The sequence below is a fragment of the Paenibacillus hemerocallicola genome (assembly GCF_006265175.1).
Lineage (GTDB): Bacteria > Bacillota > Bacilli > Paenibacillales > NBRC-103111 > Paenibacillus_AB > Paenibacillus_AB hemerocallicola.
The window spans coordinates 12,593-28,109 of the sequence record NZ_VDCQ01000098.1; the positions used below are offsets into that span (position 1 = coordinate 12,593).

The following is a 15,517-nucleotide window of genomic DNA, read 5'->3' on the forward strand; positions in this document are numbered from 1 at the left end:
GAGAGAGGGGGTTATCCTCATGGCGAAATCGGCATCCCACGATAAATCGAAAGATCGGGCCGGGGAACACGGGCGCGAGCCGTCATTGAAAGGAACGTTTGCGGCGGTCATGCTGCTCGGCGCATTCCTGCTCGTAACGTGGCTGGGCGTGTTTTTCCTGTATTTGGCTCGAAACTAAGACGAAAAGAGGTTGTCCCATGCATATACACCGTTTGGAAAAAATTTGGCTGACTTTCGGCTTTTCGATGCTTGCCGTGTTCCTGCTTGTACTCGGCATTATGGCTTTCTCCATGGGAATTACGACCCCGGGCAGCCACCGCCATGCAATCGATCCCGCGAAGGTGTCCGAGACGGCGCCGTTCGATCAGCCCGTTCTGAAAAAGGTCGGAGACAACGAATATGAAGCGGTCATGACCGCCTTCGCCTACGGCTACGCCCCGACCAAGATGGAAGTGCCCGCCGGTGCGACGGTCCACTTTACGATTACGTCGAGCGATGTCGTGCACGGCTTCGAAATTCCCGGAACGAACGTCAATATGATGGTGCTGCCGGGCGAAGTGAACCACATTTCGCATACGTTCAAAAAAGCCGGCGAATATTTGATTTTGTGCAACGAATATTGCGGTACCGGCCACGAATTCATGAAAACGACTCTTGTTGTGAAATAACGGACAGCTTCAGGGTCCGCTAAAAAGGACGGCGATTGGAATGACTACGGCTACAACGACAACACCACAAGCGGAACGGTTCGACCGACAGGACGGGTCTCTGGTGCTCGCGCATATCTTGTTCGCTTTCGCGGCGCTGCTGCTGGGCGGCATTGCCGGAGTATTGCAAGGGCTCGTGCGCGGCGGCATGATCGAGCTGCCGGCCGGAATCGGCTATTACCAGCTGCTGACCGCTCACGGCGTGTTGATGGCGCTAATTTTCACCACTTTCTTCATTATCGGCTTTCTGTATTCCGGACTATCGAAGACGCTCGGCGGGCAGCTGCTGACCACATCCCGCAGAATGGGCTGGATCGGATTTTGTCTCATGGCCGTCGGTACGGCGATCGGCACGGTCGTCATCCTGCTGAATCAGGCAAGCGTGCTGTACACGTTCTATGCGCCGTTGAAGGCTTCCCCGTATTTCTACATCGCCTTGGCGCTCGTCGTCGTCGGCAGCTGGATCAGCGGCTTCGGGATGTTCTATAATTACCGCTATTGGAAAAAGACGCATAAAGGCAAAATGTCGCCGCTGTTCTCCTTCATGGCGATCGCGACGATGATCATGTGGCAAATATGCACGATCGGAGTAGCGATCGAAGTGCTGTTCCAGCTCATCCCGTGGTCGTTCGGCTGGGTGGATACGATCAATGTGCTGCTGAGCCGTACGCTGTTCTGGTATTTCGGCCATCCGCTCGTCTATTTCTGGCTCCTTCCGGCTTATATATGCTGGTATGTCGTCATTCCGAAAGTTATCGGCGGCAAAATATTCAGCGACGCGCTGGCGCGACTGTCGTTCATGCTGTTCATCGTATTCTCGATTCCGGTCGGGTTCCACCATCAGCTCATGGAGCCGGGGATTAGCGCGTTCTGGAAATATTTGCAGGTCGTATTGACGTTCATGGTCATCATTCCGTCGCTGATGACGGCCTTCTCCCTATTCGCCTCTTTCGAGCTGTACGGCAGATCGAAGGGCGCCAAAGGGCTGTTCGGCTGGTTCAAATATTTGCCGTGGAAGGACGTCCGCTTCTTCGCCCCGTTCATGGGCATGCTCATCTTCATCCCGGCGGGGGCGGGCGGTATTATTAATGCCAGCCATCAAATGAATGCGGTCGTGCATAATACGCTTTGGGTAACCGGCCATTTCCATCTTACGGTCGCTACGAGCGTGGCGCTTACGTTCTTCGGCATAACGTACTGGCTCATTCCGGCGATTACAGGCCGCACCTTGACGCGGAGCATGAACAAATGGGGGATCGTCCAAACCGTATTATGGTGCGTCGGCATGTTCTTCATGTCTGGGGCGATGCATACGGTCGGCTTGTTCGGCTCGCCTCGCAGAACCGCCTATACGACCTACGGAGACCACCCCGACGCGATATTGTGGATTCCGTACCACGTGGCGATGGCGATCGGCGGGATGATCCTCTTCGTAGCCGTCGTCATCATGATCGCCAACATCGTCGGCTTGCTTCGCGCGCCGAAGGGCGACACCGAATATCCGATCGGGGAGGTGTCCGAAACGGCGGAGAAGACTCCGGCTTTGCTGGAACGCTGGGGCGTCTGGATCGGCGTATGCGTAGTGCTCATCGTCGTCGCTTACACGATCCCGATCCTGGATATGATCGGAGGCGGCGTGCCGGGGTCGCCCGGCTACAAAATGTGGTAGCGAAAAATGGAATAGGGCTGTTCCGAAAGTCATATTGATGACTTATGGGACAGCCCTTTTGCAATTCGCATTGCGCATGTACGATTAACGGTGCATCTTCCGATACTGCAAAGGGGAGGCGGACGACAGCTTTTTGAACGTTTTGTAGAAATGCGCGAGATTGTCGAACCCGACGTCCTCGGCTATCCGGGTTACTTTCTGATTCGTATCGCGGAGCAGCTTCTGCGCTTCCATAATCCTTACCGCAGCAATATAATCCACGAACGAGAATCCCGTCATCGTTTTGAACAATCTGCTTAAATAATAGGGGCTCGTCGAGAACTTCTCGGATAACAGGCCGAGAGTTAATCGCTCCTCGTAGTGACGGGTTATATACTGCATCACCTCGATTACTTTCGGATGCAGCGAATGTTGCTCTTCGACGGGCTGCTGCAGCCTCCTCTCGTTGCAGCGAATCGCGAATATGAGCAGCTCGGAAAGCAGCGCCTCGATGCAGAGCAAGTAATTTCTGCGCCGGCTGCGGTATTCGTCGATCATTTTGTGAAACAGCTCCTCGACGAATCTTTGCTCGTGAACGTGCAGGGACAGTACCGGCGATCCGGAGCAGAATGGGGAGAACGGGTCCAGGAGCAGATCGGACTTGGTGCCGAACCATTTTTTCTGGAAATAAACGAGCACTCTTTCCCGTTCCAGCCGGGAGGTCGATGTGGCCTTGTGAAGCTCGTACGGGTTAATGAATAACAGATCGCCCTTGGAGATCCGGTACATTTTGTCCTTGATGAAATAATTTTTCTCACCCGTCATGGAGTAGTAGATCTCGTAAAAATCATGGAAGTGGGCTACCTTCATATGATGATTGGAGGAAAATTTGTCGCGCGCGATTGTAAACGTTTCCACGAATTCGGATGCGGTGTCTCTTTGAAACGAATCGTTTGACATTTCCGGCATTTTGCGGTCCCTCCTTTATTCATAATCATAGCAGCAGACTTTTCGGAATAGTAGCAAGATTTGCGATTTTTTTTGGAGCAAGAGCAAAATAGCCGAAAGATCAATCGGCGAAATCGAGATATACTTGGATTGAAGAAAGCGCTATCAAATTGATGTTCATTCCATATTCGGGGGGCTTTGTCATGAAAAGAAGAGCGATTGTGCATGCAATGCTTTTGGCCATGGGCGCAACCGTTTGGACCGGCTGCAGCAGCCAGCCGTCGGCGACCGAGGTATCGCCCGCTGCTCCAGCCGAGCCGGCGAAGCCTGTAACCTTGACGATGCTGGACGGAAACGGGTTGAGCGATTCCGACTTTCAAGTGATGTTCGTGAATCCGGTTAAAAAGAAATACCCGCACATTACGGTGACGAAGACGTCTACAACGAATATTAACAATCTCATCGCGGCAGGAGAAACGCCCGATCTCATTACGACCCATAACGGAAACTTCGGTCCTTATCAGGAGCTCAAGCTGATGTACGACATGTCGGATCTGGCCAAGCTGTACAAATTGGATGTGGCCCGCTTCGATCCTGTCGTTGTTCAGGCTATGGCCGTGACGGGACCGACAGCCCTGAACGCGATTCCCTATGCGTTGAATTTCAGCGCTCTGTATTACAATAAAGATTTGTTCGACTCCTTCGGCGTCGCTTATCCGAAGGACGGCCTGACTTGGGATGAGGCCATCGAGCTGGGCAAGAGAATGACGCGCAAGCTTGGCGACACGCAAATTCGCGGACTCGATCCGTATGCGGTGACGAGGTTTCAGCGTATTTTGGGCAACACGTTCTATGACACGAAAACGAATAAATCGACCTTGAGCACGCCCGAATGGAAATCGATCTTCGAGCTTTCCAAATCGATTATTTCGATCCCCGGCAACGAATGGACGGACGCCGAATTGAAAAATTCCATCAGCCCGGACACGAACTTCCATACCAAGAGAATTTCCGCGATGTACGGCGGCAATAACATGACGTCAAAGCTCGAGGAGCCGACCAAAAACGGGCTGAACTGGGACGTGGCGCAATATCCGAGCTTGCCTTCCAGACCGAACGTGTATAACGACATCGATGCCCATTTGACCTTTATTACGAGTACGAGCAAGCATAAGGACGAAGCGATGAAGGTGCTTGTCGAGCTCGTGTCGGATGAAACGCAGATGGATTTGGTGAGAAAAACGGCACGGAAGTCGCCTTTGGCCGATAAGCGATTCGAAGCCGCATTCGCCGCCGACCTTGAATTTGCCAAAGGCAAAAACCACGCCGGCATGTTCAAAAGCAAAATGATCAACTCGCCCGTACGTCCCAGATATACGACCGAGGCGAGCAACTTGCTAAAAGCGGCATTTTACGACTATTACAAAGGCAAGGACGTCAACACGGCTTTAAGAGAAGCCGACGAAAAGCTGAATCAGTTTCTCGCTACCGAAGCGTCGAAATAATCGGATACATAACCAAGGAGGAGTGGAGATAGCATGAAAGCGGACTGGGCGCAAGGAGTGTGGACCGCCGAGACAAACGGGGAGATCGTCCGCGCGGAAAGAAACAAGGGGCAGAAGGCAGGCGCGAAGAACGGGGTGCGTCTAACGATCGGATCGGATTGGCTGCCCTTGCGCGGTTATGAAATCAAGAGCGGCGAAGATCCTCTGGCCGTTTACGGCGATCTTCTGCCTCTGCTGCGAAATAGCGATGTGAATATTATTAATGTAGAAACGACTCTCGGCTCGCATGGTCTGCCGATACCGAAGGCGGGTCCGAATTTCCGGGCTGACGAAAACGCTGTCCGTGCCCTGACCGCCGTGCCCTTTCATGTTGCCTGCATGGCAAACAACCATATTATGGATTACGGTGCCGACAGTTTGCGGCGCACGCTGGATGTGCTGCGGGAAGCCGGACTCCAGACGGTAGGCGCAGGCCTTACCGGCGAGGAGGCGGCCAGGCCGCTCTTTCTCGAGATCGGCGATATCGCTGTAGCAATTATCAATTGCGGGGAAGGCGAGGCTTGCTGTTCCATCGATAACGGTCCCGGCGCCAACGGATTCGAGCTTTCCGGGCTGACTCGGCAAATTCGGCATGTAAAGTCGCAAGCGGATCATGTGCTCGTCCTATTTCATGGGGGAAGAGAATATGCGCCGATGCCCCCCGAATATGTGGTGAACGGGTTAAGGGAAGCGGCCGAAGCAGGCGCGTCCGCCGTCATTGCCCACCATCCGCACGTGCCGCAAGGAATCGAGATTTACGGCGGAGTGCCGATCGTGTACAGCCAAGGTAATTTTGTGTTCTGGCAAGAGGACGATGCTTTCTACAAGCATACCGGTTATTTGGTTCACCTCGATGTGCGGAAGGATAGGATATCCGGGATGGAGATTAGCCCGTATGTCATTGAGCGCAACGGCCTGTCTCTAATGAACGGACAACTGAAGGCCGGATTTTTACAGGCGATGCGTACCGTATCGGAGCTGCTTGCCGACCCGCATGCGGTGCGCGCCGTGTGGAATGCATTTGTCGATGTAGTCGGCCTCTCGGGGATGACGCGCAATCTGGAGACGGTGCTCGCCGAACTGGCGGGAAATACCGGGACGGGTGCGGCCAGACTGCACAACCTGTTTTTTGCACCGGCACATCGGGAGCTGTTTATGAACGGTCTGAAACGGGCCTCCCACGGGGAGCTCGGAGATTCTCCCGAATGGGCCAAAATGCTCGTGAGGCATTGGCAGAAATGCCGCTGCGACGAAGGAAAGCGGCTGTGCACGGAGTCTGGGATCAACGGCGGATATTTGGAGAATTTGTTGCAGCAAGCGCATCGGCACGGCGTAAGCTAGCTCATTCGCCGAGGAGATTCGGCATGTATTGCAGCACATCGATTCAGCATCGGTGCCGCTTCATCCCGAGAGGCTGGAAACGGCGGCTTACGATACGTAGGGTTCAACTTGTATAGTAACGAACAGGGGCTGGTTCTCAAGTCGGTTGCGACTTAGGAGACAGCCTTTTTTTGCCGTTGCAGCGCCTACTCCGCGTATGATCCGGTCTCCGCCGCCTATTATGTACGAAGGCCGTAAAAAGTGGGAGGTCGACCTTAAAAAATGCAACGAAGTCGTTCCGGGTAAGCGTTATACTTGATTCGGGAACAATGTTCATCAATAAAGAACAGACGGGCTGCAGGTCAGGTGTGAACAAGTAAGCTGATCGGGATCCGGGACCGGTTGGCGGCAGCTTTTGATGGCTAGCAAGATCCCTGCGGTATCGGATGGTTCGGTGCAGACGTTGATGAAGGTGGTTTCAGGAAGATAGGCTTTATCAAGCCAGGGGGAGATCATTTGTCCAGAAAATGGATTGTTTTATCATTAATTTCAATATTTTCTACTGCCGTAGTCGGTTGCGGAAGCGGAGCGGGTGAAGATGCCAAATCCGTCAATTCGAAGGCAAGCGCTCCGGCGGACGGTTTGGATGCGACGAAGCCGGTGACGCTGAAGATCGTCGACACCGGGCTGGTGACGGACGAGGAGTTTCAAATGTACTTGGCGGAGCCGGTCAAGAAGAAATATCCGAACATTACGCTGGAGCTGATTCGCCAAAAATATTCGGTTGACCGATATGAGCTGCTGCTCGCGAAGGGCGAGAAGTTCGATCTGCTGTTCGAGGCGAACCTGCTGTTCGACGACGTCATCGCGGCCAAGCTGGCCGACAATATGGAGCCGATGCTGAAGAAGCACAATATCGATCTAAATCGGATCGAACAAGTAGCGGTAGACTCGTTCAAGATCGCGAGCGGCGGCCAATATTTGTCCGCGGTTCCGTTTACCCGCCATTTCAACGCGTTGTACTACAATAAAGATCTGTTCGACAAGTTCGGCGCAGCGTATCCGAAGGACGGCATGACGTGGGACGAGACGATCGAGCTGACCCGCAAAGTGACGCGCACGGCCGACGGCGTCGTCTACCGCGGTCTCGATCCGGACCTGCCGTTCCGCACCGCTTCCGTGATCGGCCAGCCGATCATCGATGCCAAGACGCATCAGTCGACGCTCCAAAACGAGAAGTGGAAGCAAATGTTCCAGATGTACAAAACGATATACGACATTCCCGGCTATAAAGAGAAATATGTGAATCCGAACAATTTCGGCGAATTCACCAAGGGCAATCTGGCCATGCTGGCCGGCCTGAACATTCTTCCGTCCATTTCCAAGGTGGCGAATACGCTGAACTGGGACATGGTTTCGTATCCGAGCCTGAAGGAAGCGCCCAATACCGGACACGAATTCGACGGCCACGGCATCTTGGTCTCCGCGATCAGCGAGAAGAAGGATGCCGCCTACAAAGTCGTGGAGGTGCTGCTGTCCGACGACAATCAGCTGAATATGGCGCGCAACGGCAAAATGCCGATATTGAAAAACACCAAGGTGCAGGAGGAATTCGGCAAAAACGTCGACTACCTGCAAGGGAAAAACGTCAAGGCGATCTACAAGACGATGCCTGCCAAGTCGCACGTTCCGACGCCTTATGACAGCAAGGCGCGCACGATTATGAACAAGTACAACAAAGACATTTTGACCGGGGTGAAAGATCTGAACTCGGCGCTGCGGGAAATGGACGAGGAAATAACGAAAATGATCGCGGAAAACAAAAAGTAAAATCGAACGGCGTGAGCTAAGGGAACTAGCCGGAAAGGATGATGAAAGTGAGCATATCCAACGAGTGGAAGGTGCGGGAGCTGGCTCCCGAGTTTGTCAAAGTGTACGAGTCGCCCGATCCGGCGTCCGTGTTCGCTTACAGTCCGGGCATCGCCGTCCTGCCGAACGGCCGCATTGTCGCGACGCTCGATCTGGGCGGGGCGGGCGTAGCCGCCTTGCCCGGCCGCAAGGGCGAGCTGGAGCCGGGCAGGCCGTGGCAGGGCAAGGTGTTCACCTCCGACGATGGCGGGTGCACATGGATGCATCGGACCGATTTTCCGTTCATACACGGAAGACCGATCGTTGCAGGTCGTTCTCTATACGTATTGGGCCACTGCAACGATTTGACGATTATTCGATCGGACGACGAAGGCGAGACGTGGAGTATGCCCATAAAGCTTACGGAAGGAGAGAAGTGGCACCAGGCGCCTGCGAACGTCCATTACGCCAATGGCAACGTGTACTTGGCCATGGAGAAAATGACCGACCCGGCTTATAAGGGATGGGGCGTCAGCGTGCTTGCTCCCGTGCTGATGCGGGCAAGCGCCGGCAGCGATCTGACCCGGCGCGAAAGCTGGACCTTCGCTTCGGAGCTCGGCTTCCGCGATGCCGTAGATGAAGATGCCTTGAACGGGTTCGGAGTCCCCTTTTACAAAGTCGAGCCGGACTCGGTAGCGCGGATCGCCCCCGGCCGTCCCGCGGTCCGCATCGGCTGGCTGGAAACGAACGTGGTGCAGTTTACCGATCCGAATCATTATTTTCACGATCCGGAAGGACGCACCTTCCATTTGTGGATGAGAGCCCATACGGGAGGGACCGGCTTTGCAAGCGTCGCGAAGGCGGTGGAGAACGAGGACGGCACGATTTCGACGATGCTGGAGACGGTTCCTTCCGGCAAAACGATCGCCTTCGTTCCGTGCCCGGGCGGCCAGATGAAGTTTCATATTTTGTACGACGAGACGACCCGGCTGTACTGGCTGCTCAGCTCCCAGACGACGGACAGCATGACGCGGGCGGAGCTGCTGCCGCCGGAAAGGTTCGACCTGCCCTATAACGAACGTCATCGCCTTCAGCTGCATTTTTCTAAAAACTGCGTCGACTGGTGCTTTGCTGGGCTCGTGGCGAAGACGGATCATCCGAAGCAGGCGAGGCATTATGCAAGCATGGCGATAGCCGGCGACGATTTGCTCGTACTGAGCCGTTCCGGCGACGAGAAGGCGGCAACGGCGCATAACGGCAATTTTATTTCGTTTCACCGCATACGCGATTTCCGGCAATTGGCTTATTGACGTATGAGCGGCATGTGCCGACACAGCCGGACGCGATCTGCAGAAGCCCGGCGGGCACCTCGTACTTCACCGGCATGATGGGCCGTGTGATGGTGTTCGGCAAGGCGCTGACGGCAGCGGAGGCAAGCCATCTGTATCACGTGCAGGCGGATGCGTACTGGGATTAGGCAATGGTGTCGAACAGGTTCGAATCATTCGATTCCAGGGAGCAAAGGAGCGAAGGCGGATGAGCGAGAGTGGAAATAAAAGGGAACCGGGCGAGCCGAAGGAAAGCAAAGCCGACAGCCGGTTCAGCAGGAGGGAGCTGATCGCTTCCCTCGGCGCGGCGGGCCTAACCGTCGCCGTCGGAAGCTTGTGGCAGGCGGGCGCCGCATCGTCGTCCGGGGTCGGACAGTCCGTCTATTCGGTGCAGCAGGCGACGTACGGCGCGGTGAACGTCAAGGATTACGGGGCCGTGGGCGACGGGACGAACGACGATACGGCGGCGATTCAAGCGGCCATCGACGGGTGTGCGGACGGGGGCGGCGGGATCGTTTTCCTGCCGCCGGGCGTTTACCGTCTAACCGGCACGCTGCGCATGAGGACGGCGGTAACGCTGGAAGGCGCAGGCGTAAGCGCTTGGGATCTGACCTTTGCAAACCGGCTCAAGCAGCCGGCGCCGACCGAGCTGCGCTTCGCCGGAGCGGGGGCCAAAACGTTCGAGGTGACGTATGCGACCGACATGCGGCCGTCGGGAGGGGTTCTGGATAATGCGGACACGCTGCCGAACCATGACGACGTCCGCTATGCGCTGACCAACTTCCGTAATGCCGACGCGACGGGAAGCTCGCCGGCGATGACCCGCAAGTTTTCGGTCGGCATCCATTTTCCGAAAGGCTGCGAGTTCGCGGCTATTCGCCATATGCGCCTCGTGCCGAATTACGACGGCGTCGGGGGCTATAACGATACCGGGTCGCTTGCGCTTGGCGACGAATGGGACGTCGGCCTTTTTCTCGACAACGCGCAGGATATTATGCTGCACAACGTCCAGATTGTCGGCTACTGGCGAATCGCGGCCAAGCTTCAGACGGCCGGCTCGCTCGGGAATGAGTACAAAAACGCCGGGGCGGAACGAAACCGTTTTTACGACTGCATGTTTCAGGGCAATACGGGCGTTTGCATTCGCGGCGGAGATGTGTATCGGGTGACCTCCTTCGGGGGAAGCCCGGGCAACTATTCGATTCAGGTTCCGTGGTGGAGCAGCAATCCGCTCCCTTCGTCCGGCACGGTGCGGCTCGCCGGAACCTATACCGACTACTCCTCCGCAAGCGTGTCGGGCGATAAGCTGACGTTGCACGGCATCTCCGCCAATCCCGACGATGTCGGAAATGTCGGAGACGGCTTGCGCCTTTCTCCTTACAGCTCAGGCTTTGCCGGCACGACTTATGTGAACTGTTATATCGCGGGGCTGGAGCACGCCTCGAAGAGAGGAGCCTCGCATGTCGGCATCGGGCTTGGCGTGTCCAAAAACATCGAGGTGAGCGGAAATGTGCGCGGGCTGAAATGGATCGGCTGTACCGTGCTCGGCTTCGAGGATGTGCTGCTCCACTTGCATGACGCCGACGATATCCAGTTCATCGGCTGCTACTTCGAATCGACGCGAAGATACGACGGAACTCCAGGCGGCGGTCGAATGATCGCCGCGCCGTATCGCAATTCGGCCGATGCAAGAGGGGCATATCCTTGCGGGCATACGGAGAACGTGCAGTTTTGGGCGACTGAATTTCACGTTTCGGTAGACAAGGCGCCGAAATTCAAACGGTTGTCGGGCGTCCGCTATACGGACCAGGGCTTCTTCGCTCCGCGTTACGTGTTCGACAGCTTCGAGACGTTTCCGTTGACGGACGAACGGGATTTCATCATCCGGGGACCGAAGGATCAGCGCATCAAGCTGCAGAATGCGAACGGCCAGACGGCGATGTCGGTGACGCCCGGCGGCAATATCGAGCTGCAAGGCAATTTGCTCGATACGAGCGGCTCAAAGCTGAAAATTTCGGCAGCCGCCGGAGAAGCGGAATTTTCCGGCGGGGTTTATCCTAAAACGGACAAGGGAGCAAGCCTCGGAGGAGCGGCCAAGCGATGGGCGAACGTTCACGTATCGGACGGGCTGGTGATGACGACACCGGACGGAACGAAAACGTATAAGGTGTATGTCGATAATAGCGGGGTTATCCAAGCCGTATTGCAGTAGGCGTATTGCGATCCAGTCATACTTGGGCGGGTTGTCTCATAGGATGGGTAGTAGTACAAGTCAAGGAGAGATTGCCGTGAAAGAATGGAAAAGCGTCGCCTATATGAGCTTGGCTCTCGGTATGCTCATCTACGCCGTCCCCCGTCTCGAGATCGGTCAAGGCTTTTCGTTTCCGACCGTATTCGGCATCGTCTGGATCGGCTTCGCGCTGCTGGTCGTCGCCGCGCATCTGCATCGCATATTGGGCGTCGATGAGGAAACGAAGAAAGAGATGGAAAAGGTTCGCAAATACGGCAAACTGCAGCGGCAGCAATGGCTGAACGCGAAGCTGGGCATGCTGGAATCGAAAAAGTGACGATTTTGTGTAGAGAGTTTTCGTTAAAAATCTATCGAATAAAAAAAAGATCCGTCGAAACGGATCGAAGCGTTGCATGGGTACAGCCGAGGCTGGCCCTTTTTTTTACAATATAGCAAAGTATCTGAATAAGCATCGGAGCAGAAGCCCCACTTTGTGGGGTTATTCAGTATCAGCCGTTCACAGGCTTCACTGCACACCTTGCAGTCAGCGGGCAACCGTGGCGCTGCGTCTCCCGTCGCCCGACGAACGGGCGAGCGACTTGGACCGCGATGTTCCGTTATCGCTTTTCATCGAAAACTGCCCGCATGTTCCGATTCCGATAGCCGCTACACCTTGATCGGCCGAATTTTGGAAGCACAAGCCGTTCAGCATATCGCTGCTTGCCTGGAAATGTCTACAGTTGTAACAGCTCGATTTCAAATGCGGCGATATGGATCTATAGCTCATTCCCCAGTATCCTCCAATTCTTTCACCGTGTCCTCGGTTATCGAATGAAGCTGAAGCGCGTTGCGCGTAATTTCGCCGGCCATGATCCGGATCAACGCCGAATTGTTATGCCTGGCCGCCAGCTCCAATTGCGCATGATAACGATGGAGCACGGTTTGAATGGCGATTTCCCAGTTTTGGTGCTGCGTCGAGACGTTCTCCATGCTATCCTGCTCCTCCCGTCAAATCGGTTTCTTTTTTTGTATGGTATTTCCAGAATAAAGGATAATAGGGGGAAAGAGTAGCTCAATTGAGTAGCAGGAATTTCTATTTACAAATCCGATAAGTTGTGGTATGGTTCGGTTTGGGAACCAATAGTACAGACGGATACAGTTTAGCCGAGATGGGGTATAACAGAATGGACGAGCTGTTGCAGGAAGCCGTAACGAAGCATGAACAAATATTGAAATATATCGAATCGCTGCAAATCGGCTCGAAAATATCGGTACGGAAAATCGCCAAAGAGATGGACGTGAGCGACGGTACCGCTTACCGGGCCATCAAGGAGGCCGAGAATCAAGGGCTCGTCAGCACGCGGGAGAGAATCGGCACGGTGCGCGTGGAGAAGAAGGCGCGGACGAACATCGATAAGCTGACCTTCGCGGAAGTGGTCAATATCGTGGACGGACAAGTGCTGGGCGGGTCGGACGGGCTGGAGAAATCGCTGAATAAGTTCGTGATCGGGGCGATGCAGCTGGAGGCTATGGCACGCTATATCGAACCGGGCAGCCTGCTCATCGTGGGGAACCGGTACCAGGTGCACCGATATGCGCTGGAGCATGGCTCGGCCGTATTGATTACGGGCGGGTTCGACACGAACGACGACGTGAAAAAGCTGGCGGACGAGCTCGGTTTGCCGATCATTTCCACGAGCTACGATACGTTCACGGTAGCGTCGCTGATCAATCGCGCCATTTACGACCGGCTGATCAAGAAGAAGATTACGCTCGTGGAGGACATTTTGTCCCCGGAGCTCCCGCCGCGCACGTTAAAGGGCAGCAGCACCGTAACCGACTGGGAGAAGCTTGTCGAGGAAACCGGCCACAGCCGTTATGCCGTCGTGGACGAATGGAACCGGGTTATCGGCATGATCGCCTCCAAGGACGTGCTGGGCGCGCCGAAGGAGCAGACGATGGACAAGCTGATGACGCGCAATCCGCTTACGGCCGTGCCGCAAACGTCGGTCACCTCGGCGGCCCATATGATGGTATGGGAAGGGATCGAGCTGCTGCCGGTCGTCGACTCGAAGGGAAAGCTGCTGTCCGTGATCAGCCGCCAGGACGTGCTGAAGGCGCTGCAGGTTATCCAGAAGCAGCCGCAAATCGGCGAGACATTCGAGGATTTGATCGTAGTCGGCTTCGAGGAGGTACGGGAGGATAGCGGGCATTTGTCCTACAGGGGCGTCATCACCCCGCAGATGACGGGCCGGCTCGGGACCGTCTCCGAAGGCGTTCTGACGACGCTGATGACGCAATGCGCATACCGTGCTCTGAAAACGCAGAAAAAGGGCGATTTCGTCCTCGAAAACTTCACCGCCTACTTTTTGCGTCCTCTTCAGCTGGAAAGCCAAATCGAAATCCGTCCGCGGGTCATCGAGCTGAGCCGCAAATACGGAAAGGTCGACGTCGAAATTTACCACGGCGCGAACCTCGTATGCAAGGCGATGCTCGCGGCGCAAGCGATCGATTGAACGGCGGCGGATAACGGGGACGAACGCAACAAATACGACAGCATGATTGGCGTGCAGATCTAAGTACCTCGCATACTCGGTGAAGGCTTGCCGCCTTGCGGGCGCCCTGCGGTACCAGGAATCCAACACCGAATCCGTATCCGCGAACTCCGGGCGCTCGGCGTGCCCGGCTGGGCTGTCTTGAGGGTAGAGAAACTCCCGGCGGGGTGCGTGGGAAATGTCCCGGAACATAAACAACGCCCTCCCGACTTCCTATTGGGAAGCGAAAGAGCTGGAAAGTCTGCTTTCACACTACTTTGCGCTTTGTTAGCCTTTTGGAACCGCCAATAGCGGAACTGGCGTACGCTATTAATCCTAAAAGTGATGCCGACAGCAAAATAACGGAAGACCATTCCTCTATTCCGCAGTTCGTTATCCTTTTCCGCCCCGAGAGATCGAAATAGCGGAATCGTGTGCCGTTATTTACAGGCGTGTAGCGAAATTCGAGACCATAACGGAATCCGGCGCCGCTATATACGAGCAACGAGCTGCTCATGCCCGCCAAAACCGCCTCCAGCTTGTATGCGGATTATGCGGCTATTGAAAAAAAAGATCTTCTGCCGGGAATGGCGGAGGATCTTTTTTGGTACGATCGCCGAACCGACTTCAGCTCCATTTGTCTGCAGCCGTATTGGAGGCGCCTCATTTATGAAATGCAGCCGACGGGACCTGTCCCGGCTGGCGGGGGATTGCCTACGGCTGTATGCGGAATAAGAGGCTTTGGCACCCTTTATAATCGGTTGTTTCGGGACTTTTGGCAAAATAAGAGCGGTTTGGGGCCGTTATTTCCGTCCGTTCCCCTGTAAAGCGTGAAATGAGGCAGAATAAAGAGCTGCAGGTAGCTCTCATTGTCCGGCGAGGACGCGTCAGGCTACAAATAAGAGTTGATAAAGACTGCTATCCCCAACCCGAACCCGGCCGTTGACGGCAAAATAAAGGAACTGCTTCCGATAATTTGCCGTTTTCCGTGAGGACGGCATGATAAACCTGCTGTCATAGGTGTTCTTCGTTCCGTGCTTTTGCCTTACTCCTTGATGCGGTCGTACAAACTGTAATTGCGGATGCCGGCGAACAAGTTGAACAAGCCGAGCAGCAGCATAACCGCGCCGACGATAACGCGAACCGTCGAGCCGGTGAACAGAAACAGCTGGATGATCGCAATCGAGATCAGCATCGCGCCCATGCTAATATTCATTTTGGCGGCGTCCATTCCCCGCGCCTTCCGCGAAACTTGCCTCCGGTAACGAACGCTGAACAGGACCGAGCCGAACAAAGAACAGGCGAAAATAACTAGAAGGGCTCCATGAAGCCACTGCATGATGACGAAACTCCTTTCATGTGATCCCCCAAGATAATCCCCCCGAAAGTGAAGCAAGCCTTCGAAGTCGA

At 55.1% G+C, this 15,517-nt stretch carries 15 protein-coding genes and 1 pseudogene; 12 read left to right on the top strand and 4 right to left on the bottom strand.

What is annotated here, in order from left to right; all coding sequences use genetic code 11:
• The first annotated feature begins 19 nt into the window (after positions 1 to 19).
• Genes FE784_RS37945 through FE784_RS37955 form a run of 3 tightly spaced genes read left to right on the top strand, consistent with a single transcriptional unit; the run spans position 20 to position 2,376 of the window.
• The gene (locus tag FE784_RS37945) at positions 20 to 178 is read left to right on the top strand and encodes a cytochrome c oxidase subunit 2A (protein ID WP_139607493.1); all 159 of its coding nucleotides are present in this window, start codon (positions 20 to 22) and stop codon (positions 176 to 178) included.
• Positions 179 to 197: 19 nt separating this feature from the next.
• Positions 198 to 668, top strand: coding sequence for a cytochrome c oxidase subunit II (locus FE784_RS37950; protein ID WP_139607494.1), 471 nt, complete (start codon positions 198 to 200; stop codon positions 666 to 668).
• Positions 669 to 708: 40 nt separating this feature from the next.
• Complete coding sequence (locus tag FE784_RS37955; RefSeq protein ID WP_139607495.1) at positions 709 to 2,376, top strand: b(o/a)3-type cytochrome-c oxidase subunit 1; 1,668 nt, start codon at positions 709 to 711, stop codon at positions 2,374 to 2,376.
• An 84-nt stretch (positions 2,377 to 2,460) separates the two neighbouring features.
• Here FE784_RS37955 and FE784_RS37960 read toward each other — a convergent pair whose 3' ends face one another.
• Positions 2,461 to 3,324 carry a helix-turn-helix domain-containing protein gene (locus tag FE784_RS37960; RefSeq protein ID WP_139607496.1) on the bottom strand — a complete coding sequence of 288 codons (864 nt, stop codon included), beginning with the start codon at positions 3,322 to 3,324 and terminating at the stop codon, positions 2,461 to 2,463.
• Positions 3,325 to 3,506: 182 nt separating this feature from the next.
• On the opposite strand from FE784_RS37960, the gene FE784_RS37965 reads away from it, so the two are divergent.
• The 7 genes from FE784_RS37965 (at position 3,507) to FE784_RS37995 (ending at position 11,910) form a co-directional block, all read left to right on the top strand.
• Positions 3,507 to 4,808, top strand: a complete 1,302-nt coding sequence (locus tag FE784_RS37965; protein ID WP_176706812.1) for an ABC transporter substrate-binding protein — start codon at positions 3,507 to 3,509, stop codon at positions 4,806 to 4,808.
• A 33-nt stretch (positions 4,809 to 4,841) separates the two neighbouring features.
• Complete coding sequence (locus FE784_RS37970) at positions 4,842 to 6,188, top strand: CapA family protein (RefSeq protein WP_139607498.1); 1,347 nt, start codon at positions 4,842 to 4,844, stop codon at positions 6,186 to 6,188.
• A 495-nt stretch (positions 6,189 to 6,683) separates the two neighbouring features.
• Positions 6,684 to 7,997 (top strand): ABC transporter substrate-binding protein, encoded by a 1,314-nt coding sequence (locus FE784_RS37975; protein WP_139607499.1) that lies wholly within the window; start codon positions 6,684 to 6,686, stop codon positions 7,995 to 7,997.
• 47 nt (positions 7,998 to 8,044) lie between these two features.
• Positions 8,045 to 9,325 carry a sialidase family protein gene (locus tag FE784_RS37980; RefSeq protein WP_139607500.1) on the top strand — a complete coding sequence of 427 codons (1,281 nt, stop codon included), beginning with the start codon at positions 8,045 to 8,047 and terminating at the stop codon, positions 9,323 to 9,325.
• Positions 9,322 to 9,492 carry a LamG domain-containing protein gene (locus FE784_RS37985; RefSeq protein ID WP_139607501.1) on the top strand — a complete coding sequence of 57 codons (171 nt, stop codon included), beginning with the start codon at positions 9,322 to 9,324 and terminating at the stop codon, positions 9,490 to 9,492. The genes FE784_RS37980 and FE784_RS37985 overlap by 4 nt, the downstream gene beginning before the upstream one ends.
• Before the next feature lie 59 nt (positions 9,493 to 9,551).
• The gene (locus FE784_RS37990) at positions 9,552 to 11,555 is read left to right on the top strand and encodes a glycosyl hydrolase family 28-related protein (RefSeq protein WP_139607502.1); all 2,004 of its coding nucleotides are present in this window, start codon (positions 9,552 to 9,554) and stop codon (positions 11,553 to 11,555) included.
• 76 nt (positions 11,556 to 11,631) lie between these two features.
• The gene (locus FE784_RS37995) at positions 11,632 to 11,910 is read left to right on the top strand and encodes a hypothetical protein (RefSeq protein WP_139607503.1); all 279 of its coding nucleotides are present in this window, start codon (positions 11,632 to 11,634) and stop codon (positions 11,908 to 11,910) included.
• 207 nt (positions 11,911 to 12,117) lie between these two features.
• Here FE784_RS37995 and FE784_RS38000 read toward each other — a convergent pair whose 3' ends face one another.
• Positions 12,118 to 12,360: a hypothetical protein gene (locus tag FE784_RS38000; RefSeq protein WP_139607504.1), complete on the bottom strand. Its 243-nt coding sequence runs from the start codon at positions 12,358 to 12,360 to the stop codon at positions 12,118 to 12,120.
• Positions 12,357 to 12,563 carry a hypothetical protein gene (locus tag FE784_RS38005; RefSeq protein ID WP_139607505.1) on the bottom strand — a complete coding sequence of 69 codons (207 nt, stop codon included), beginning with the start codon at positions 12,561 to 12,563 and terminating at the stop codon, positions 12,357 to 12,359. Before FE784_RS38005 ends, FE784_RS38000 begins: the two co-directional genes overlap by 4 nt.
• A gap of 194 nt (positions 12,564 to 12,757) precedes the next feature.
• Between FE784_RS38005 and FE784_RS38010 the strand changes: the two genes are divergently transcribed.
• Positions 12,758 to 14,089 (top strand): DRTGG domain-containing protein, encoded by a 1,332-nt coding sequence (locus tag FE784_RS38010; RefSeq protein WP_139607506.1) that lies wholly within the window; start codon positions 12,758 to 12,760, stop codon positions 14,087 to 14,089.
• Positions 14,090 to 14,218: 129 nt separating this feature from the next.
• Positions 14,219 to 14,399, top strand: a pseudogene (locus FE784_RS42735) (group II intron reverse transcriptase/maturase); the annotation flags it as partial.
• A 753-nt stretch (positions 14,400 to 15,152) separates the two neighbouring features.
• Here the strand turns inward: FE784_RS42735 and FE784_RS38020 are convergent.
• The gene (locus tag FE784_RS38020) at positions 15,153 to 15,446 is read right to left on the bottom strand and encodes a YtpI family protein (protein ID WP_139607507.1); all 294 of its coding nucleotides are present in this window, start codon (positions 15,444 to 15,446) and stop codon (positions 15,153 to 15,155) included.
• Positions 15,447 to 15,517: the final 71 nt, after the last annotated feature.